Raw genomic sequence first — 19,912 nt, forward strand, 5'->3', positions numbered from 1 at the left:
GGCGTGTGATGTCAAACAAGGCCGGGATATAGTCCCGGCCTTTTTCATTCACTGCCTGCGTTTTGCGTCGGGGTGTGCGGACTGTTTTCCGCCGGGCTGGAGTCCTCCGCGACTGCCGGAGTGGGGGCGTGGAGTAAAACCTGGTTCTTGCCCTTGGCCTTGGCCTGATACAACGCCATGTCCGCCAGCTGGTACAGGTGGGCAAAATTATTGCCATCCTGCGGAAAGCAGGCAATGCCGCAAGAGAAGCTGGTTTGAAAGCGCTGCTCCTCGGCCTGGAACTGTAACTCGGAGAAGCGTTGTCGCAGTAGCTCCATGCGCATCCAGCCATTGCGCTGGTCTGCCGAAGGCAGCACCACGATGAACTCCTCGCCACCCAGGCGACAGACAATATCCGCCTGCCGGCAATGGGCGCGCAGCAAGTCGGCCAGTGCGCACAGCACGGTATCGCCAATGATGTGACCAAAGCGGTCATTGATGCTTTTGAAGTTGTCCAGATCAATCAGCGCAAAAGTCAGCGAGCGCTGTTCCCTGCCAGCCCGGCTGATTTCCCGGCCCAGGGTTTCTTCCAGATAACGACGGTTGTACAGGCCGGTGAGCGGATCGTGCAGGGCCTGTTCGCGCAGTGTGTCCTGCAAGGTTTCGATTTCGTCGATACGGGTTTTCAGTTGCAGATAGGCCTGATGCAAGGCCTCCTCCGCCAGACGCTGCCGCGAAATATCGCGCAGCACCAGCATGCGCCCACCCAGGGTCACACCGCTTTCACGGATGGGAAAGGCGCGCACTTCCAGAATGGAACGCGAGCCTGGCCCGTTCAGTTCCACCTGATGCGAGCCATCCTGATCTGCCACTGCAACCAGGGCGGCAATCTGCAATTGCTGTCCGCACAGCACACCTGCCGGTTTGCCAAACAGGTTGGCAGCTGCCGGATTGATATCCAGAATGGTTTTTTCATTGTCTATCACCACAATGCCGTCACCCATGGCATTGAAGGCGTTGCCGCGCGCGATGGGCACCACGTACAACATGCGCAGGTAAAGCAGGTCGAAGGCAAAAATGGCACCGGTGGCGGCAAAGCACAGCGGTGTAGGGTCCAGTCCTTGCCAGCTGATATTGCCTGTGAGGTACAGCAGATTGCCTATCCACGGGACAATGGCGCCCAGCATCAGGATGAGCGATTGGCCGCGGTAATGAGGCGAGTAAAAGTGCAGGGTACGCAGCAAGAGCAGTGAGCCAAGCAGCATCATCAGATAGGAATACCCGGCAACCAGTAACCAGAACAAAGGCCCGTGGTTGAAAATCAGCAGATTGTGTCCGGAGGGAGAAGGCTGAAAGCTGCGCCAGATCAAGCCATGCTTTTCATTGGTAAGCGCAAGCGCCAGGCTGAACAGGGGAATCAGCAATAACTGCACGATGGTGCGTGGACGTAGTGCGCGTTCCAGCTGGTTGTAATCGGCGGCCAGCAGGAAAAACAGTACCGGCACACTCAGGGTGCCCAGGTATTCCACCTTGGACCAGAATATCTTGTCGCGCAGCAAGGTGGAGGACAACTCCAGTGTGGCTGCACCAGCCCAGACCGTGACAGCCAGCATCAGCCAGGCCAGATAGCGGGCTCCGCTTACCTTACGCCTTTCCCAAGCCAGGATGCCGATGGTGGCAGCACTGAGGGCGGCTAACCCGGAAATGGCTGAAATGGAGGTAAAAACAAGAGACATGAGACCCGCTATGCAAAGTGACTATATTTACCGCAACGTTTTAGTTTAACCCCTGTTGTGCAAGTTTCATTCACATTTTTGTGTCTCTAGGTATAATTACGGCATTCCCGAGGAGCGCTGCGAGGTCAATCCCCAGGCTCGGGCTTCTTGCAAACGGCGCTCACCTGACTAATCTCCGTGCCGATGCCGGAATAGCGGGTGAGCCGCGTTCCGGCCGGCGTGTGAAAGGACTTTGCACGATGGCTGAATTCTCCGATTTTCACGTAGCTGACATCAATCTTGCAGCCTGGGGCCGCAAGGAACTGGCAATCGCCGAAACCGAAATGCCCGGCCTGATGGCGCTGCGTGAAGAATACGCGCACCAGAAGCCGCTGCGCGGTGCCCGCATTGCCGGCTCGCTGCACATGACCATCCAGACTGGCGTGCTGATCGAAACCCTGGTGGAACTGGGTGCCGATGTACGCTGGGCTTCCTGCAATATCTTCTCCACGCAAGACCACGCCGCTGCCGCCATTGCCGCAGCCAATATCCCGGTATTTGCCTTCAAGGGTGAAAGCCTGGATGAATACTGGGAGTTCTCCCACAAGATCTTCGAATGGCCGGAAGGTCAGGAAGCCAACATGATTCTGGATGACGGTGGCGATGCCACCTTGCTGCTGATGCTGGGCAGCAAGGCCGAGCAAGACCGCAGCGTCATCAGCCATCCGTCCAACGAAGAAGAAACCGCGCTGTTTGCTGCCATTGCCCGTTACCTGGAAGTAGACCCGCACTGGTATTCCAAGCGTCTGCCGCATATCAAGGGCGTGACCGAAGAAACCACCACCGGCGTGCATCGTCTGTACCAGATGCAAAAAGAAGGCCGTCTGCCGTTCCCGGCCTTCAACGTCAACGACTCGGTGACCAAGTCCAAGTTCGACAACCTGTACGGCTGCCGCGAATCGCTGGTGGATGGCATCAAGCGCGCCACCGACGTGATGATTGCCGGTAAGGTCGCCGTGGTATTGGGCTACGGTGACGTGGGCAAGGGCTGCGCCCAAAGCCTGCGTGGCCTGGGTGCCACCGTGTGGGTGACCGAAGTGGACCCGATCTGCGCGCTGCAAGCCGCGATGGAAGGCTACCGCGTGGTGCGCATGGATGATGTGGCCGATCAGGGCGACATCTTCGTTACCACCACCGGCAATGTATCGGTGATTACCCACGAGCACATGGTCAAAATGCGCAATAACGCCATCGTGTGCAATATCGGCCACTTCGACAGCGAAATCGAAGTCGCCAGCCTGCGCCAGTACCAGTGGGACAACATCAAGCCGCAGGTTGACCACATCATCTTCCCGGATGGCAAGCGCATCATCCTGCTGGCCGAAGGCCGTCTGGTGAACCTGGGCTGCGCTACCGGCCACCCCAGCTTCGTGATGTCCAACTCCTTCACCAACCAGGTGCTGGCGCAGATGGAAATCTTCCAGCACGGTGAAAAGTACGGCAAGGAAGTGTATGTGCTGCCCAAGCATCTGGACGAGAAGGTGGCCCGCCTGCACCTGAAGCGTATCGGTGCCAACCTGACCGAGCTGTCCGACGAGCAGGCCGCCTACATCAGCGTACCGAAGCAGGGCCCTTATAAGCCGGCGCACTATCGTTATTGATAGCGGGCTGTAAGGCAAACGGACAGGGCAGGGTATGATGCACCTGTCCGTTTTTCTATCTGCGGGCCACTACCGCTTCGACACGCTGCAGTATAAAAACTAAAGCCTGCCGCCCCGAGCAGGGACAGAGACGATCATGAACGAACAGAAAAAAACCTTCAGCTTCGAGTTTTTCCCGCCCAAGACCCCCGAGGGTGTGGCCAAGCTGCGTACTACCCGCCAGCAACTGGCCCAGTTCAAGCCGCAGTTTTTCTCGGTGACCTTCGGTGCCGGTGGCACCACCCGCGATGGCACCCTGTCCACCGTGCTGGAGATCCGCAGCGAAGGGCATGCCGCCGCACCGCACCTGTCGTGTATCGGCTCGACACGGGAAAACATCAGCGCCATCCTCAATGAATACCGTAATCACGGCATCCGTCACATTGTGGCACTGCGTGGTGACATGCCGTCCGGCATGGTGGCGGCCGGTGAGTTCCGCTATGCCAACGAACTGGTCGAGTTCATCCGCAGCGAACATGGCGAACATTTCCATATCGAAGTGGCGGCTTATCCGGAATTCCATCCGCAGGCCAAGTCGGCCGAGGATGACCTGAACAATTTCGTGCGCAAGGTAAAAGCCGGTGCCAATTCGGCCATGACCCAGTATTTCTTCAATGCGGATGCCTACTTCCGCTTTGTTGACGAAGCGCAGGCACGCGGTGTGGACATTCCCATCGTGCCGGGCATCATGCCGATTGCCAACTTCGGTCAGCTGTGCCGCTTCTCCGATATGTGCGGGGCCGAAGTGCCGCGCTGGCTGCGTCAGCGCATGCAATCCTATTACGATGATGCGGCCTCCATTCGTGCCCTGGGTCTGGATGTGGTGACCGAGCTGTGCGACCGCCTGCTGGCCAATGGTGCGCCGGGCCTGCACTTCTACACCCTGAACCAGGCTGGCCTGGTGTCCACGGTATGGCAGCGTCTGGGCCTGTAATGGCCGCTTAGTCGCACCATCGGAAAAAGCCCGGTTTATCACCGGGCTTTTTTTGTCCACTGCTGCTCAGGCCAGAATGTGCGGTGGCGACTGGGCTTGTACCACCTGATTGCGTCCCAGGTTCTTGGCGCGATACAGCGCCAGGTCGGCATCCCGCATCAGTTGCTGGCTGGCGTAGTGATTGTCCTGCAAGGTGGCAACGCCAATGCTGATGGTGACCCGGTCGCCAACCGAGCTGTTGCGATGGGCAATGGCCAGTTGCCAGATGGCCTGACGCAGGACCTCGGCCAGTGCCAGGCTGTCGGCAGCGTGATAGCCGGGTAACAGGACTCCGAATTCCTCACCACCCACCCGTGCGACCAGCGCTGCCGTGCCAGCCAGCTGCGACTGTATGCACTGCGCAACCTGACGCAGGCACTGATCGCCCGCCAGATGCCCGTAGCTGTCGTTGAATTGCTTGAAGTAATCGATGTCGATCTGCATCACGCTCAGGTTCTGGTGTTGACTGCGTGCCTGGGTGAAACACTCCAGCAACTGCTCATCAAAATAGCGCCGGTTGGCAATACCGGTGAGGCCGTCACTGAAGGCCATGCGTGCCAGGTCGGCATTGGCATTGCGTAATTGTTGCTGGGTGCTGCTCAGGGTTTGCAATTGCTGGCGGCGGATGATGGTATTGGCCAGGGTTTCGCCCAGCAGACGGGCTTGCTGCTGCTCCTTGCCCTGCCACTGGCGTTGGCGGCTTACCATATCGCAGCCGAACAAACCGATCGGCCGGCCCATATGATCGATGCGCAGCATGAACAGGCTTTGCACCTGATGGCTTTCCAGCTCATGGCGTTCCAGCGTGGCGCTGGCTGGCAGGGCGGACAAGGCATCCAGTGACAGCACGCCGAACTGCTGCAATTGCTGCCAGGCGAAGCTGCGCTGTTGCAGGTTTTCTCCCAGCAAGGTGTGGGTAGTGGGGGAAATGCCGGAGGCGCACCATTCATGCACGGTATCGACCAGCCAGGCGTCGGAGAAGCTCACCAGATAACAGCGCTCCACCTGCATGAACTGGCCGATTTCTCCCAGAGCCATGTCGGTGGCCTGATCAATGTCGTGTAGCGGGATATTGATGAAGCGGGTGGAGATACCGGCAATCAGCTGCTGAAAGCACAGTAGCTGGTCCAGCTCCCGGGTGCGTTCGGCCACCAGCCGTGCCAGTTCGTCGCGATGGCTGGCCAGCTCGTTTTCAATTCCGCTGCGTTCGGCCAGATGGCGGTTGATATTGTCGCTCATGCTGCGAAAGGCACGTGCCAGTTCGCTCAGCTCATTATCCACCACCTGGTCGGGCGAGCCGGGCAGCAAGGGGGGCAGTGCCTGGCCCGGTTGATAATTGCGTACTGTTTGCGCCATGTCCTGCAGCGGCTTCACCAACTGGCGGTTGAACAGCCACCACAACAACAGGGCAAGGCCGAAGAAGCCCAGCAGAAACTGCAAGGTGGCACTGAGCACTTCATGCCACATGGCCTGGTAGACCGGTTGGCGCGAAACCAGCAGTTGCAAGGTGCCGATGCTGTCCTTGCCATGCGGGGAGGCCAGCGGCAGGTGATATTCCTCACGGTTGTACTGGTCTTGCAGGGCCGGATTATCGTAGCGCAGGGACTGACCCAGTTCGGTACGCACTTCCACGCTTTGCACACCCGGAATCTGCCCAATCAGCCGCAGTTGCAACTGGATGGCCGGAATGTCCACATCCCAGGCGCTTTGTCCCAGCAGTGGCAGGTAAAGACGGGAAACCGTGTCGGGAATGGCATTCATCTCCCGCTGCCCGTCGCGCCATACCACCACGGCCTTGAGCGTGATGACGGCCACGCCAAACAGCAGGGTATACAGCAGTAACTGCCATATCAGCTGACGGGTGAGTCGGCGGGTGGGCATGAACAAACTCCTAATTCAGCAGTGTGCTGAAGCCAAAGGCATAGCGTTGCAATGCCGGATTGGCGAATTTGCTGAATTGCCTGAAACGGATGCCCTTGTAGTCATTATCGGCGAATAACTGTAAAAAGCGTTGCGCTTGTTGACGGGAGACCGTGCTGAAAATGGTGGGGTGCAGCTGTAGTCCCTCGCTGGCAAAGTCATGACCGTGATGGTAATCGTACAGCAGCACCAGGCTCCATGCACCGGTCATGAAATGGCCGGCGGCCAGGGCGGCAAGCTTGTCGTCACGTCTTTCCTGCATGGCGCGCGGCGAATTGTTGATGGCACTGAGCAATACCGTCTTTCCGGCCTGCTTGCCACTTTGGCGGATGGCTTCTTCCATGCCGAACGCCATTTCATCATTGGCCGCCCATACCAGATTGATCTGCGGATAGCGCTGCAACAGCCATATGCCTTGCTGCATGGCACGTTTGCTTTCCCACTCGCCATAAACCAGCTGGGTCAAGGTGGCATTGGGTGTTGTGGCCAGAATCTGGCGTGCGCCTTCTATCCGCAAGGTAGACGCTGGCGTGGAGCGATCTCCCGCCATCATCAGCACATGTAGTGGCGTTCCGGGCGGAAAGCGACGGGAGGCTTCGTCCAGCAAGGCTTTCATGGTCTGGCTGCCCGCCATGGCGTTATCCGGTGTCAGTGAACCCAGCCAGTATTTGAGCCGTTGTCGTGGCAGGCCGCTGGTTTGCAGTTGGGCGGGAGTCAAGGGGTTGAAGCTGAGGAAACAGGGGATGCCGGCCTGGTCGGCCAGCGACAGCATGGCTGGTCCGGCCAGCTTTTCATTGACCAGCAGCAGGTAGTCCGGCTTGCGACGACGCTGGGTGACGGCCTGCACCAGCTTTACCATCTGCACGGGGTCGCGCTCGGCGGACAGCACTTCCAGCTGGATGTCGAGCTGATCGGCAGCAGCCTGCATCGCACGGACCGCGCTCAGCCAGAAGGCTTCATTCTGGTGCCCCGGCGAAATGAATGTGACCGTAAATGCCGCTGCCTGGTTGTGCAACATTATTGCAACAACCAGGACAAGAAGCCGGATCGCGTGGATCACCTGCATGCCGGGGCCTTTATTCAATCCTCCTGCGTTCATTATCGGACTTGGCAAGGACTTCTGCAGCGCAAGTGGCTCAAATACTTCTGAGCTGGCTGAGCGGCAATGAAGTCGTACGCTTGATCTCTTTCAGGACGAAGCTGGATTTCACATCCTCAACGCCTTGCTGCTGCAGCAGCTCATCCATGACAAAGCGCGAGAAATGTTCCAGATCTTCAAAATAAACTTGCAAGAGATAGTCCATTTCGCCGGTCATTGCAAAGCAATTGATAACTTCCGGCCAGCGTTGCACGGCATCAATAAAACTTTGCACATGGGTATTGCCGCGCTTCTCCAGCACGACACGGACATAGGCCTGCAAGCCGAGGCCGATTTTGGCCGGGTCCAGCAGCGCGACGTACTGTCGAATCACGCCGGATTCTTCCAGCTGTTTCAAGCGTCTCAGGCAAGGGGATGGCGAGAGCGCTACTCTTTCCGCAAGTTCCACATTGGTCAACCTGCCATTGAGCTGAAGCTCGGACAGGATGCGCAAGTCTGTCTTATCTAGCGTAAGACTTGGCATATAAACTCCTCTGATTTGAAATTTTTGAAATTATATTTCTAGTTATTATGTATCTGGGGGATGTTAGCAAGAAAATTGCCCGGCCTTTTCCCTAGAATAAAAAGCCTAGCCCGGACATTTTACACGGTGGCAACAGATCACTGGATAATGTCGGCAACGATGGAGGAGAAGCCCGGTGAGACACACAAAATCGTGCCGCCGGGGCAAAGACAGCGCCACCCCTGATCGCAGCGCACTGCGTATCCGGTGTGCGCCTGCACGTACGGCAACACGCAGCCATCAACCCGCATCCCGTGCGCGGTAGCTGCCGGGTCTGCCTGCGCCATTCCTCTCCCTTGCTTTTGCCGATTGCCACCGCGTTGGTTCGCTGGCCTTGCTTGCCACCACCACACCTGGTCTGACCGTCCGGTTTCTTGCCATGTGCAGCAACCGGGCATGTGCAAAGGAAAGAGGAGAGAAAATGAAAATGGAAACACCGCTGCATAACCCGCTGGCCACCGACGGCTTTGAGTTTGTCGAATACACGGCCCCCACTGCCGAAGGCATTGCCGATTTGCGCCAGCTGTTCCTGTCGCTGGGCTTTGTCGAAGTGGCACGGCATCGCAGCAAGAATGTCAGCCTGTACCGTCAGGGTGACATCAACTTCATCCTCAACGGTGAACCTACCCAGCCGGCCAACGAATTCGGCAAGGTACATGGCCCGTCCGCCTGTGCCATGGCCTGGCGGGTGAAGGATGCGGCCAAGGCGTATGAATATGCGCTGGCGCACGGTGCCAAGCCCTATGTGCGCCCCATCGGCATGATGGAACTGAACATCCCGGCAGTGGAGGGTATTGGCGGCTCGGCACTGTACTTTGTCGACCGTTACGGCCCGGCGCACAATATCTACGATGTGGATTTCCTGCCGCTGGACGGGGTGGAGCAGCACCCGGCTGGTGTCGGCCTGTATGAGATCGACCACCTGACCCACAATGTTTTCCGCGGCAATATGGCCAAGTGGGCCGGTTTCTACGAAAACATCGGCAATTTCCGCGAAATCCGCTATTTCGACATCGAAGGCAAACTCACCGGCCTGGTGTCCAAGGCCATGACCAGCCCTTGCGGCAAGATCCGCATTCCCATCAATGAGTCCTCCGACGACAAGAGCCAGATCGAGGAATTCCTGCGTGAATACCACGGCGAAGGCATCCAGCACATTGCACTGACCACCCGCGACATCTACCAGACGGTGGAAACGCTGAAGGCCGCCGGCACGCGCTTCCTGGATACGCCGGACACCTATTACGACAAGGTGGACAGCCGTGTGGCCGGCCATGGCGAAGACCTGGCCCGCCTGCGCAAGAACAGCATCCTGATCGACGGTGCCCCGGTGGAAGGCGCGGGCATCCTGTTGCAGATCTTCACCGAAACCGTCATCGGGCCGATTTTCTTCGAAATCATCCAGCGCAAGGGCAACGAGGGCTTTGGCGAGGGCAACTTCCGCGCCTTGTTTGAATCCATCGAAGAGGACCAGATCCGCCGCGGCGTGCTGAAGGCGGATTAAGGCAAAGCAGGACAAACGGGCAGATGGTGGCACCGTCTGCCTCTGTGCACAGCTCTCCCTGCATGGCGGCCAGCCATGCAGGCAAGGAATGCCCCATGCGTAAATGGATAGGATTCCCGCACCGGGAAGGGACAATTTCCCGTCAGGCCCACGCCGATTTGCCGGCGGAGGGCATTTATGAACGTGAAGTCGGGCGCAGCGGTTTTTTTGGCCCTGCCACCCATCTGCATCACAAGCACCCGCCCACTGGCTGGTCGGCATGGGAAGGGCCGCTCAAGCCGCGTGCCTTCGACCTGAACGAACTGCCCAAGGACGTGGCAGCTCCCTGGTCAGCCCCGCTGGTGTTGCATAACAGCCAGTGCCAGCTGCGCATCTGGACCTGCTCCCAGGCCATGACCCAGCTGTACCGCAATGGTGATGGCGATGACATGCTGTTCATCCATGCCGGCAGCGGCGAGCTGTTTTGCGACTACGGCCACCTGAGCTACCGCGATGGCGATTACATCCTGATTCCGCGTTCCACCAACTGGCGCATCGAACCGGCCGAAACCACCACCATGCTGCTGATTGAAGCCTGCAACGGGGCATACCAGCTGCCGGACAAGGGCATTGTCGGCCCGCATGCGATTTTCGACGAAGCCATGCTGGATGTCCCGGCCATCGACGATGCCTTCAGGGCGCAGCAGACCGAAGACGAATGGCAGGTGGTGATCAAGCGCCACAATGTGCTGTCTACCGTCACCTACCCGTTCAATCCGCTGGATGCCATCGGCTGGCATGGCAATATCGCGGTAGCGCGCATCAACTGGCGCGATATCCGGCCGCTGATGAGCCATCGTTATCATCTGCCGCCCTCGGCACACAGCACCTTTGTGGCCGACGGCTTTGTCATCTGCACCTTTGTACCGCGTCCGATCGAATCCGACCCCGGTGCGCTCAAGGTGCCGTTCTATCACAACAACGACGACTACGACGAAGTCATCTTCTACCACGCAGGCGACTTTTTCAGCCGCGACAATATCAAGCCCGGCATGCTCACCTTCCACCCCGCCGGCTTCACCCATGGTCCGCACCCCAAAGCCTTTGCCAAGGCGATGAGCGAGCCGAAAAAGTTCACCGACGAAGTGGCGGTGATGATCGATACCCGCAACGCGCTGGAGCAGGGTCCCGGCCTGCCTGCCGTGGAGTGGACGGGCTATGTGGACAGCTGGAAGCCCAAGACCTGAACCAGACACCGGGCGATTGGCGTGATGAGCCATACCGCCCGTCAAGGAAAGCACACCGATGAAACTTGCCACCTACCGTAATCACACCCGCGATGGCCAGCTGATGGTCGTCAGCCGCGATCTCACCCGCGCCATCGCCGTACCGCATATCGCCGCCAGCCTGCAGGCTGCGCTGGATGACTGGAGCCGTTGCGAGCCTGCCTTGCAGGAGATTTATGCCGCCCTGAACCAGGGGACGGTCAACGGTGCCGTCAGCTTTGACCAGTCCGCCTGCCACAGCCCGCTGCCACGTGCCTATCAGTGGGCAGATGGCAGTGCTTACCTGAACCATGTGGAACTGGTACGCAAGGCGCGTGGCGCCGAAGTACCCGCCAGTTTCTACCAGGACCCGCTGATGTATCAGGGCGGATCGGACACCTTCCTGCCGCCACATGCCGACATTCCGCTGGCCGATGTCAGCTGGGGGCTGGATTTTGAAGGCGAAGTGGCGGTGATTACCGACGATGTGCCGCTGGGCAGCCAGGCTGGTGATTGTGCCGCACATATCCGTCTGCTGATGCTGGTGAACGATGTCACCCTGCGCAACCTGATTCCGGCCGAGCTGGCCAAGGGTTTCGGCTTCTTCCAGAGCAAGCCGGCCACGGCCTTCTCGCCGGTGGCGGTAACGCCGGACGAGCTGGGTCAGGCCTGGCAGGACAGCAAGGTACATCTGCCGCTGCGGGTGGAATACAACGGCAAGCTGTATGGCCAGCCACAGTGCGGCGTGGAAATGCAGTTCAACTTTGCCCAGCTGGTGGCGCATGTGGCCAAGACCCGTGCGTTGGCGGCAGGCTCCATTGTCGGTTCCGGCACCATTTCCAATCATGACCGTGCCACCGGCTCCTGCTGCCTGGCCGAGCAGCGCATGATCGAGATCATCGAGCAAGGCGCACCCGTCACGCCTTTCATGCAGCCGGGTGACCGCATCCGTATCGAGATGCTGGATGCAGCCGGTCAATCCATCTTCGGTTGCATCGATCAGCAGGTAGCTGCCCATGACTGAGCGCGTGCTGTATGGCTACTACCGCTCCAGTGCCGCTTACCGGGTACGCATTGCGCTGAATCTCAAGGGCCTCTCCTACCGGCAGCAGGCGGTCAACCTGCTCAAGGGTGAGCAGCGCGATCCGGCCTATCTGGCGCTCAACCCGCAAGGGCTGGTGCCGGCCTTGCTGGATGGCGGCCAGTTGCTGACCCAGTCGCTGGCCATCTGCGAGTATCTGGACGAAGCCTATCCGGATACGCCAGCGCTGCTGCCGCGCGACTTGCACGAACGGGCAAGGGTGCGGGCGCTGGCCTTGAGCATCTGCGCCGACATCCACCCGCTACACAATGCCCGTGTCCTGAAATATCTGGAAGGCGAACTGGAGCAGCCAGAAGCGGCGAGGCTGCAATGGATACGCCACTGGATTGCCACTGGATTTGAGGCACTGGAACAGCAACTGGCGGCCAAGCCGCAGCCCTTCGCCTGCGGCGATGCCCCCGGCCTGCTGGATGTCTGCCTGGTGCCACAGGTCTTTGCCGCGCGGCGCTTCGGGCTGGATCTGACGCCGTATCCGCACATCGTGCGCATTGATGCCGCCTTGGCCAGCCTGCCGGCCTTTGCTGCGGCACATCCGGCACAGCAGGCGGATGCGCCGCCGGTTTGATGAGGGAAATAGCGCCACTTGCTTTAATTCATCGGTATTTTCAGCCTTTTTGAAAAATGTCTTGACGCAGCTGGTCTGCTCTGATTTAATGCGTGGCTCTGATGACGCGAAAGCGTAGCAGTGATGGCCAGTTAGCTCAGTTGGTAGAGCAGCGGATTGAAAATCCGCGTGTCCGTGGTTCGATTCCGCGACTGGCCACCAATATCACCGCAGCTGTCAGACGGCCAGTTAGCTCAGTTGGTAGAGCAGCGGATTGAAAATCCGCGTGTCCGTGGTTCGATTCCGCGACTGGCCACCAGAATTCACGCAAAAGCCAAGCTCCATGCTTGGCTTTTTGCATTTCTGCTCCCGCCGCAGTGTAGTCCTGCAGCTACATGGCAGGGGGTGTAAAATCGCTTGCTCCCACACTCATGCGGAGTCCTGCCGTGTACCGTTTCATTGCCTCCGACCTGGACGGCACCTTGCTGGATGAACACCACTGCGTCAACGCGCTGACTGCGCAAACCCTGCAACAACTGGAAGCACGCGGCCTGCGTTTTGCACTGGCCACCGGCCGTCATTATCTGGATGTAAAAGGCATCCGCGATGCGCTGGGTATTGCCGCCTATCTGATCAGCTCCAATGGCGCGCGGGTGCATGACCCGGACAACCGCCTGATCCATAGCAGCAATCTGGACCCCGCCATCGTGCGCCAGATTGCCCAGCCGGAATTTGCTGCCGGGACGGTGCTGAATTTCTATCTGGATGATGCCTGGCTGATCGACCAACCCTACCAGTATCTGCTGGATCTGCATGCCGACTCCGGCCTGCACTACCAGATTGCGCCCTTGCATCAGCATGATGGAGCAGGGGTGGCCAAGGTCCTCTACATTGCGGACCATGCCCATTTGCTGACGGTTGAGGCCAAGCTACATGCAGCGCTGGGCGACCGTGCCTATATCACCTTCTCGGCGGACAATTGCCTGGAGGTGATGGCACCCGGCGTCTCCAAGGGCCATGCGTTGCAACTGGTGCTGGACGAGCTGGCTATCGATACGGCTGATTGCCTGGCGTTTGGCGATGGCCAGAACGATATCGAACTGCTGCAAACCGTGGGCCACCCGCGGGTCATGGCCAATGCCCACCCGAGGCTTGCATCGCAGCTGCCGCAGGCACAAACCGTGGCCAGCAATGCACAGTCCGGCGTGGCCCTGCATCTGCGCCAGTTGTTTGCCTTGTAAGCGTGTTCTCCTCTGCGCTACCAGCGCACCATGAAAAAGGGCTGCCAAGGCAGCCTTTTTGTTGCTAGCAAAGCTAATCAGCCCTGCAAGGCTTGCGCCAGCGCACCGGCCTTGTCACCAACAATCAGATGCCAGGTGCCCGGCTGGGTCTGCACGCAGGCCATGACGCCGGCTTCGCGGGCCGCTGCTTCATTCAGGCTGGCCGCCTGTTTCAGCTGCACGCGCAGGCGGGTGTGGGCAATGGCTTCCACCTGCTGCACATTGCCACGGCCACCCAGTGCGGCCAGGATGGCTGCGGCTGTAGCGGCCAGTTGCGGGTCGGCCGGGGTGCTGCTGACTGCTGCCGGAGCATGGGCTGTTGCAGTGGCTGCACTGGCTGCTGCTGCCGCAGGCAGTTCGGCATCGTCACCAGCGGTTTTCAGGTAGATCTCCATATCGGTTTTCAGGTTTTCCGATTGCGGCCCGAAAATGGCTTGAATGCCGCTACCTACCTGTACCACGCCGGATGCACCCATGGCCTTGAGCTTGGCCTGGTCTACCTGTGCCGGGTTTTTCACGGCAATGCGCAGACGGGTGATGCAGGCATCCAGATTGGTGATGTTGCTGCGGCCGCCAAAGGCCAGTACCAGGGCGCGGGCGCGCTGGTCTTCGCTTACCGCACCTTCGCTGCTGCTGTCTTCGTCTTCACGACCCGGTGTTTTCAGGTTGAATTTCAGGATGACGAAGCGGAACACGCTGTAGTAGATGACGGCGTAGATCGGCCCCAGGATGAACACATACCAGGCATGGTGCGATTTGTTGCCGATCAGGTTGAACATCAAAAAGTCGATGCCACCTTGCGAGAAAGTGAAGCCCATGTGCATGTCCAGCGAGTTGGCCACGAACTGGGCCGATGCTGCCAGGCAGGCATGGATGAAATACAGCACCGGAGCCACGAACAGGAAGGCGAATTCGATGGGTTCGGTAATACCGGTCAGGAAGGAAGTCAGTGCGGCGGAAATCATGATGCCGCCCACTTTCACCCGGTTTTCCGGCTTGGCGGTATGCCAGATGGCGATGGCAGCAGCCGGCAGGCCGAACATCTTGAACAGGAAGGCACCGGACAGCACGCCTGCGGTCGGATCACCGGCAAAGAAGCGGTTGATGTCGCCGTGGATGTGCTTGCCGCTGGCATCGACAAAATCGCCCATTTCAAAGAAGAAGGGCACGTTCCAGATGTGGTGCAGGCCAAACGGAATCAGCAGACGCTCGACGAAACCGTACACGGTGGCGGCAGTGCGCGGGTCGCTCACGGCTGCCCATTGCGAGAAGGTCTTGATGGCACCACCGATGGGCGGCCAGACAAAGGACAGTACCGCACCCAGCACGATGGCAGCCACTGCGGTGACGATGGGCACAAAGCGCTTGCCGGCAAAGAAGCCCAGATACTGCGGCAGGCTGATGCGGTAGTACTTGTTGAACATGTAAGCCGCCAGACCACCGGCCAGAATGCCGCCGAACACACCGGTCTGGATGGATGGCATGCCCATGATGGTGTCGGGTTTCACGCCCAGCAGCCCGGCCATCACGCCCAGCGTGGTGGTCATCACCAGGAAGCCGATGGTGGCGGCAATGGCGGCTACACCGTCGTTTTCGGTAAAGCCCAGCGCCACGCCCACGGCAAAGATCAGCGGCAGGTTGCCGAAAATCACGTCACCGGCGTTTTTCATCAGCGACAGGATGGCCAGCAGCACGGTGCTCTGGGTGTGGAAGTCGGTTGCGCCAATGCCCAGCAACAGGCCGGCTACCGGCAGTACGGCAACGGGCAGCATCAGTGCCTTGCCGATTTTCTGCAGAAAAGCGAAGGATTGATCAAACATGATAGTGATTCCTGCGTAATGCTCCCGCCTGCATCAGCAGGCGAGGAGCCAGCACCGTCCGGGCAAAGCCGGACGGCAGGTTCGTCGCGCTTAGCGCGCCTGTTGTGCCAGATGGGCGCGCACTTCGGCCACCGTGCCCAGTGCCAGCACCTGCTGGGCCAGCGTACGGCATTCGTCCATGCTCCAGCGCGCCAGTGTGGCCTTGACGCTGGCCACGGCCGGTGTGCTGACCGACAGCTCGGTCACGCCCAGGCCGACCAGCACCGGGGCCGCACGTTCGTCGGACGCCAGGCCACCACACACACCCACCCACTTGCCGTGGGCACGGGCGCCGTCGCAAGTCATGGCAATCATGGCCAGCACGCCCGGATGCAATGCATCGGCCTGCTTGGCCAGTTGCGGATGGCCACGGTCCATCGCCAGTACGTACTGGGTGAGGTCGTTGGTGCCGATGGAGAAGAAATCCACTTCCGGCGCAAAACGCGCAGCCAGGATGGCGGCAGACGGTACTTCAACCATGATGCCTACCTTGACGTCGGCATGGCCGCTGCTGGCCTGCTCTTCGGCCAGAATGGCCTTGGCGGCGCGCAGCTCGTCCAGGGACGCCACCATGGGGAACATGATGTGCAGGCGGGTGAGTGGGGCAGCTTGCAGAATGGCACGCAACTGGGTGCGCAGCAGATCGGGGCGATCCAGGCTGACGCGGATGCCGCGCAGGCCGAGGAAGGGGTTGTCTTCCTTGGGCAGCGGCAGGTAGGACAGCGGCTTGTCGCCACCTACGTCCAGCGTGCGCACTACCAGCGGGCGATCGCTGCCCAGCTCGCGGGCCACCGCGCAGTATTCGGCAGCCTGTTCGGCTTCGGACGGTGCGGTGTCGCGGTTATCGAACAGGAATTCCGAGCGCAACAGGCCCACGCCTTCGGCACCGGCTTTCACGGCGTCACGGGCATCGGCGGCATTGCGGATATTGGCCACTACTTCGATACGGCTGCCATCGCTGGTCTGGCCCGGCTGTTGCGACATGGCCTGTTCGGCGGCGCGACGTTCAGCCAGACGGGCGATGGCGGCTTCCGCCTCGGCCTTCTCGGTGGCGGTGGGGGCAATGTTCAGGGTACCGGCGGTGCCGTCCAGAATCACTTCACGGCCATCTTGCAGAGCCAGCGCAGCTTGCGAGATGCCGCAAATGGCCGGAATGCCCAGCGAGCGGGCCAGAATGGCCACATGGCTGGTGGCTCCGCCGGTGCGGGTGCAGAACCCCAGTACCTTGCCCGGGTCCAGCGCAGCAGTATCGGACGGTGCCAGGTCTTCGGCAATCAGGATGGAACCGGCCGGTACGTCCAGCTCGGCTTGCTTGACGCCAGCCAGCAAGGCTAGCACGCGGCGGCCTACATCGCGGATGTCGTTGGCACGCTCACGCAGCAGGGCGTTGTCCTGCGCTTCCAGACGGGCAGAGTAGGCGCTGAAGGCGGCACGCCAGGCCCAGGCGGCGGATTTGCCATCGGCAAGGCCTGCATAGGTCAGGGCCAGCAGGTCCGGGTCTTGCAGCAGCTCCTGATGCATGGACAGGATGGCGCGCTTGGCCTGGTCTTGCAGCTGGGCCTTGATGGTTTCAATCTGCTCGGCAGCTTCTTCGGTTGCACGGGTGAAGTTTTGCTGCTCCACCACGCCAGCGGCACCGGCTTCCACCACGTCAAACTCTTGCAGGCGGTGGTGGAAGATGCGGCCAATGGCGATGCCGGGCGAAGCACCTACGCCAGCCAGTACGCCAGCGCTGTCCTGTTGCACTGGCTGGGCAGCAGCCGGGGCAGCTGCGGCCGGCGCTTCGTCCAGGCTCTCGCCGCAGCGGTCCAGCAGCAGTTGGGACAGTTCGGCAATGGCAGCGGCGGCATCCGGCCCGGTGGCCAGTACCCGCACCTGATCGCCATTTACGGTAGCCAGGCCCATGATGCCGACCACGGATTTGGCATTGGCCACCTTGTCGCCCAGTTGCAGCTGGATATCCGCGGCAAAGCGTTTGGCGGCGCTGGCAAATACCGCAGCCGGACGGGCATGCAGGCCGGCCGGGTTGGTCAGAGTGATGGTTTCCGAACTCAGGGTTTCGCCTTCGGCCTGGCTGGCGGCTTCAGCGCTGCCTTGCAGGTCCAGCGTCATGATGATGCTCTTGCCTGCTTCGACCAGACCGCTGGCGCAGGTGAGCTTCTCCACTATTTCACCATTGGTGATGATGATCTGGGTGAGCAGGCTGGGGGCGGTGCAGGCGACCAGGTCGAGGTCGAAGTCGATCAAGGCCTGACCGGCCTTCACCTGCTGGCCTTGCTCCACCAGCGGCACAAAGCCTTCGCCCTTGAGCATGACGGTGTCGATGCCGATGTGCACCAGCACTTCGACGCCATTGTCCGAGGTGATGGTCAGTGCATGATGCGCAGTATGAATATTGCTTACAGTACCGCTGACCGGAGCCAGCAGCGAGCAGGAGGTCGGGTCCAGGGAAATGCCGTCACCCACCATTTTGCCGGCGAAAACCGGGTCGGGGACGGTATCCAGAGCGACCAGCCACCCGGAAAGGGGGGCGAGAATGTCCAGTCGTGGCGCGGGAGAGCCCATGTGAAACTCCTCAGGAGTTGATTGCAACAGTTATTTTATTACGAGCGATTGTTGGGGCAGGATTAAGCCGCAACTCGGCGCGTAAGGCAAGTGCCTAATCAGCCTGTTAAACGCAAGAATGTTGTTATTGCAGGATTAAACCCGGTTTTCTGCTGAATGTGTAGGCAGTTTGCAACTGTCTGCATCATGCCAATATTGTAATTTAGCTACAGCAAGGATGTGAAACTGGCTTGATGGCCGTCAACAAAATGGCGGGTGAGTGCAACCTCAGTGCCACACCCCTGAACCGCGATGTCCGGCTGAGTATGGCAGCCATGCGTTCAGCATAGCGGGATGGCGTGGGCTGGCAAGGCCGCAGTGACCGGGACGGAACGCAAAAACGCGGCCCGCCAGAGCTGGCGTGCCGCGTGAGAGATGGGAGAGATGGGTTTACTGCTGTTGACGCCTAGCAGGTTCACCCAAAAAGAACAGTGCCAGCGAGCTGGTGATCAGGAAGGCCGAATATTCCCAGCCGCCGCCCTGATTGGTGAACATCCAGCCATTGGCACCATGCACCAGTACGATGGTGCCGGCCAGCAGCGGCACCAGCGCCAGGGCAACCCAGCGTGCTTTCAGTCCCAGGATCAGCAGCAGGCCACCACCGATTTCAGCGGCCATGGACAGATAGCCGACAAAGCCGGGCAGGCCGAGGCTGGAAAAGAACTGGGCAGTACCGGCCGGGCCGAAGACAAACAGCTTGGTAGCACCATGTGCCAGATACATCAGGCCCAGGGATACGCGCAGAATCAGGGCGGAAAGTGCGGGAGAGGTGGTGTTCATGGCAAGACTCCTGTAGCGGTTAAAGCCCGTGTGTGGATGGGCGGTGGCAGTGGGAGTATTTGACCATGCACTTATCGCTTGATAAACATGCTATAAATGAAGAAATTATTTACTAATTGGAAATTGTATGGACAGATTCTCGGAAATCCGTGCCTTTGTCACCGTGGCCGAGCAAGGCAGCTTTGCCGCTGCAGCCGACAGGCTGGACCTGTCGCGTGCCATGGTAACCAAGCTGGTGTCGGCACTGGAGGCCCGGCTGGGCGTGCGGCTGATGCATCGTACCACCCGTCGCCTGTCGCTGACCGAGGCGGGTGAAACCTATCTGGCGCAAGGCGGCGCATTGCTGGCCGAACTGGAAGACCTGGACGCGCTGCTGTCGCAAGGAGCCAGCAAGGCCAGCGGCCGCTTGCGGGTGACGGCACCGGTTTCTTTCGGCATGCGCTTTCTGGGACGGGCGATTGCCGGCTTCCAGCGCCAGCATCCGCAGGTGGAGGTGGAACTGTCGCTGAATGACCGCAAGGTGGATCTGGTGGATGAAGGCTTTGACCTGGCAATCCGCGTGTCCAATCTGGACGATTCCAGCCTGATTGCCCGGCCACTGGCCAAGGTGCGAGACCGTCTGTGCGCGTCACCGGACTATCTGTTGCGCCACGGCGTGCCGCAGCATCCGGACGAACTGGCCCAGCATGACTGCCTGATCTACACCCTGATCAACCAGCCCCATTTGTGGGAATACCAGGGGCCGGATGGCCAGCCGGGCAAGGTGCGTATCAAGGGCAGCCTGCGCGCCAATAATGGCGACATCCTCACCGACGCCGCCGTCCATGGCATGGGTATCACCCGCCAGCCGGAATTCCTGCTACAGCAAGCGCTGGAGTCCGGACAGCTACAAACCATTCTGGATGACTACCGCTGGTCCTGCCTGGACGTATCCGCCGTGTACCCGATTCGTCGCCATGTGCCGGGCAAGGTAAGGGTATTTGTGGATTTTCTGGTCGACTTCTTTGCCCAGCAAAAAAACAGCCCGTCGTATGACGGGCCATAAGC

General features: G+C 59.9%; 15 protein-coding genes, 2 tRNA genes and 1 riboswitch. Of the genes, 10 read left to right on the plus strand and 7 right to left on the minus strand.

What is annotated here, in order from left to right:
* Positions 1 to 44: 44 nt before the first annotated feature.
* Complete coding sequence (locus tag DKK66_RS10285; RefSeq protein ID WP_131357762.1) at positions 45 to 1,715, minus strand: histidine kinase N-terminal 7TM domain-containing protein; 1,671 nt, start codon at positions 1,713 to 1,715, stop codon at positions 45 to 47.
* Positions 1,716 to 1,818: 103 nt separating this feature from the next.
* Positions 1,819 to 1,884, plus strand: a riboswitch (S-adenosyl-L-homocysteine riboswitch).
* Between the two features lie 70 nt (positions 1,885 to 1,954).
* Between DKK66_RS10285 and ahcY the strand changes: the two genes are divergently transcribed.
* Positions 1,955 to 3,355 (plus strand): adenosylhomocysteinase, encoded by a 1,401-nt coding sequence (ahcY, locus tag DKK66_RS10290; RefSeq protein WP_045846645.1) that lies wholly within the window; start codon positions 1,955 to 1,957, stop codon positions 3,353 to 3,355.
* A 136-nt stretch (positions 3,356 to 3,491) separates the two neighbouring features.
* Positions 3,492 to 4,328, plus strand: a complete 837-nt coding sequence (metF, locus tag DKK66_RS10295; protein ID WP_045846644.1) for a methylenetetrahydrofolate reductase [NAD(P)H] — start codon at positions 3,492 to 3,494, stop codon at positions 4,326 to 4,328.
* A gap of 66 nt (positions 4,329 to 4,394) precedes the next feature.
* Here the strand turns inward: metF and DKK66_RS10300 are convergent, their stop codons facing one another.
* The 3 genes from DKK66_RS10300 to DKK66_RS10310 all read right to left on the minus strand — a co-directional run bounded on the left by DKK66_RS10300 (position 4,395) and on the right by DKK66_RS10310 (position 7,909).
* Complete coding sequence (locus tag DKK66_RS10300) at positions 4,395 to 6,248, minus strand: diguanylate cyclase (protein ID WP_131357765.1); 1,854 nt, start codon at positions 6,246 to 6,248, stop codon at positions 4,395 to 4,397.
* A 10-nt stretch (positions 6,249 to 6,258) separates the two neighbouring features.
* A complete protein-coding gene (locus tag DKK66_RS10305) occupies positions 6,259 to 7,305 on the minus strand; it encodes an ABC transporter substrate-binding protein (protein WP_165494151.1) in 1,047 nt (348 codons plus the stop codon).
* Positions 7,306 to 7,423: 118 nt separating this feature from the next.
* On the minus strand, positions 7,424 to 7,909 hold the full coding sequence (locus tag DKK66_RS10310; protein WP_045846641.1) for an Lrp/AsnC family transcriptional regulator: 486 nt from the start codon (positions 7,907 to 7,909) through the stop codon (positions 7,424 to 7,426).
* A gap of 460 nt (positions 7,910 to 8,369) precedes the next feature.
* On the opposite strand from DKK66_RS10310, the gene hppD reads away from it, so the two are divergent.
* The 7 genes from hppD (at position 8,370) to DKK66_RS10345 (ending at position 13,583) form a co-directional block, all read left to right on the plus strand.
* Complete coding sequence (gene hppD / locus DKK66_RS10315) at positions 8,370 to 9,452, plus strand: 4-hydroxyphenylpyruvate dioxygenase (RefSeq protein WP_045846639.1); 1,083 nt, start codon at positions 8,370 to 8,372, stop codon at positions 9,450 to 9,452.
* 95 nt (positions 9,453 to 9,547) lie between these two features.
* Positions 9,548 to 10,678: a homogentisate 1,2-dioxygenase gene (locus DKK66_RS10320; RefSeq protein ID WP_131357771.1), complete on the plus strand. Its 1,131-nt coding sequence runs from the start codon at positions 9,548 to 9,550 to the stop codon at positions 10,676 to 10,678.
* Positions 10,679 to 10,736: 58 nt separating this feature from the next.
* Positions 10,737 to 11,720 (plus strand): fumarylacetoacetate hydrolase family protein, encoded by a 984-nt coding sequence (locus tag DKK66_RS10325; RefSeq protein ID WP_131357774.1) that lies wholly within the window; start codon positions 10,737 to 10,739, stop codon positions 11,718 to 11,720.
* Positions 11,713 to 12,363 carry a maleylacetoacetate isomerase gene (gene maiA / locus DKK66_RS10330; RefSeq protein ID WP_131357777.1) on the plus strand — a complete coding sequence of 217 codons (651 nt, stop codon included), beginning with the start codon at positions 11,713 to 11,715 and terminating at the stop codon, positions 12,361 to 12,363. Before DKK66_RS10325 ends, maiA begins: the two co-directional genes overlap by 8 nt.
* Positions 12,364 to 12,488: 125 nt before the next feature.
* Positions 12,489 to 12,564, plus strand: a tRNA-Phe gene (locus DKK66_RS10335).
* Between the two features lie 21 nt (positions 12,565 to 12,585).
* Positions 12,586 to 12,661, plus strand: a tRNA-Phe gene (locus tag DKK66_RS10340).
* A gap of 127 nt (positions 12,662 to 12,788) precedes the next feature.
* Positions 12,789 to 13,583: a Cof-type HAD-IIB family hydrolase gene (locus DKK66_RS10345; protein WP_131357780.1), complete on the plus strand. Its 795-nt coding sequence runs from the start codon at positions 12,789 to 12,791 to the stop codon at positions 13,581 to 13,583.
* 77 nt (positions 13,584 to 13,660) lie between these two features.
* On the opposite strand, the gene ptsG is transcribed toward DKK66_RS10345, so the two are convergent.
* The 3 genes from ptsG to DKK66_RS10360 form a co-directional block, all read right to left on the minus strand.
* Positions 13,661 to 15,442, minus strand: a complete 1,782-nt coding sequence (gene ptsG / locus DKK66_RS10350) for a PTS glucose transporter subunit IIBC (protein ID WP_131357783.1) — start codon at positions 15,440 to 15,442, stop codon at positions 13,661 to 13,663.
* Positions 15,443 to 15,532: 90 nt separating this feature from the next.
* On the minus strand, positions 15,533 to 18,046 hold the full coding sequence (ptsP, locus tag DKK66_RS10355; RefSeq protein WP_131357786.1) for a phosphoenolpyruvate--protein phosphotransferase: 2,514 nt from the start codon (positions 18,044 to 18,046) through the stop codon (positions 15,533 to 15,535).
* Positions 18,047 to 18,475: 429 nt separating this feature from the next.
* Entirely contained in the window at positions 18,476 to 18,865 is a 390-nt protein-coding gene (locus DKK66_RS10360; RefSeq protein WP_131357789.1) for a DoxX family protein, read from the minus strand.
* A gap of 127 nt (positions 18,866 to 18,992) precedes the next feature.
* On the opposite strand from DKK66_RS10360, the gene DKK66_RS10365 reads away from it, so the two are divergent.
* Positions 18,993 to 19,910, plus strand: coding sequence for a LysR family transcriptional regulator (locus DKK66_RS10365; RefSeq protein ID WP_131357792.1), 918 nt, complete (start codon positions 18,993 to 18,995; stop codon positions 19,908 to 19,910).
* Positions 19,911 to 19,912: the final 2 nt, after the last annotated feature.

Origin of the sequence: Aquitalea sp. USM4 (assembly GCF_004328945.1) — a bacterium.
GTDB lineage: Bacteria > Pseudomonadota > Gammaproteobacteria > Burkholderiales > Chromobacteriaceae > Aquitalea > Aquitalea pelogenes.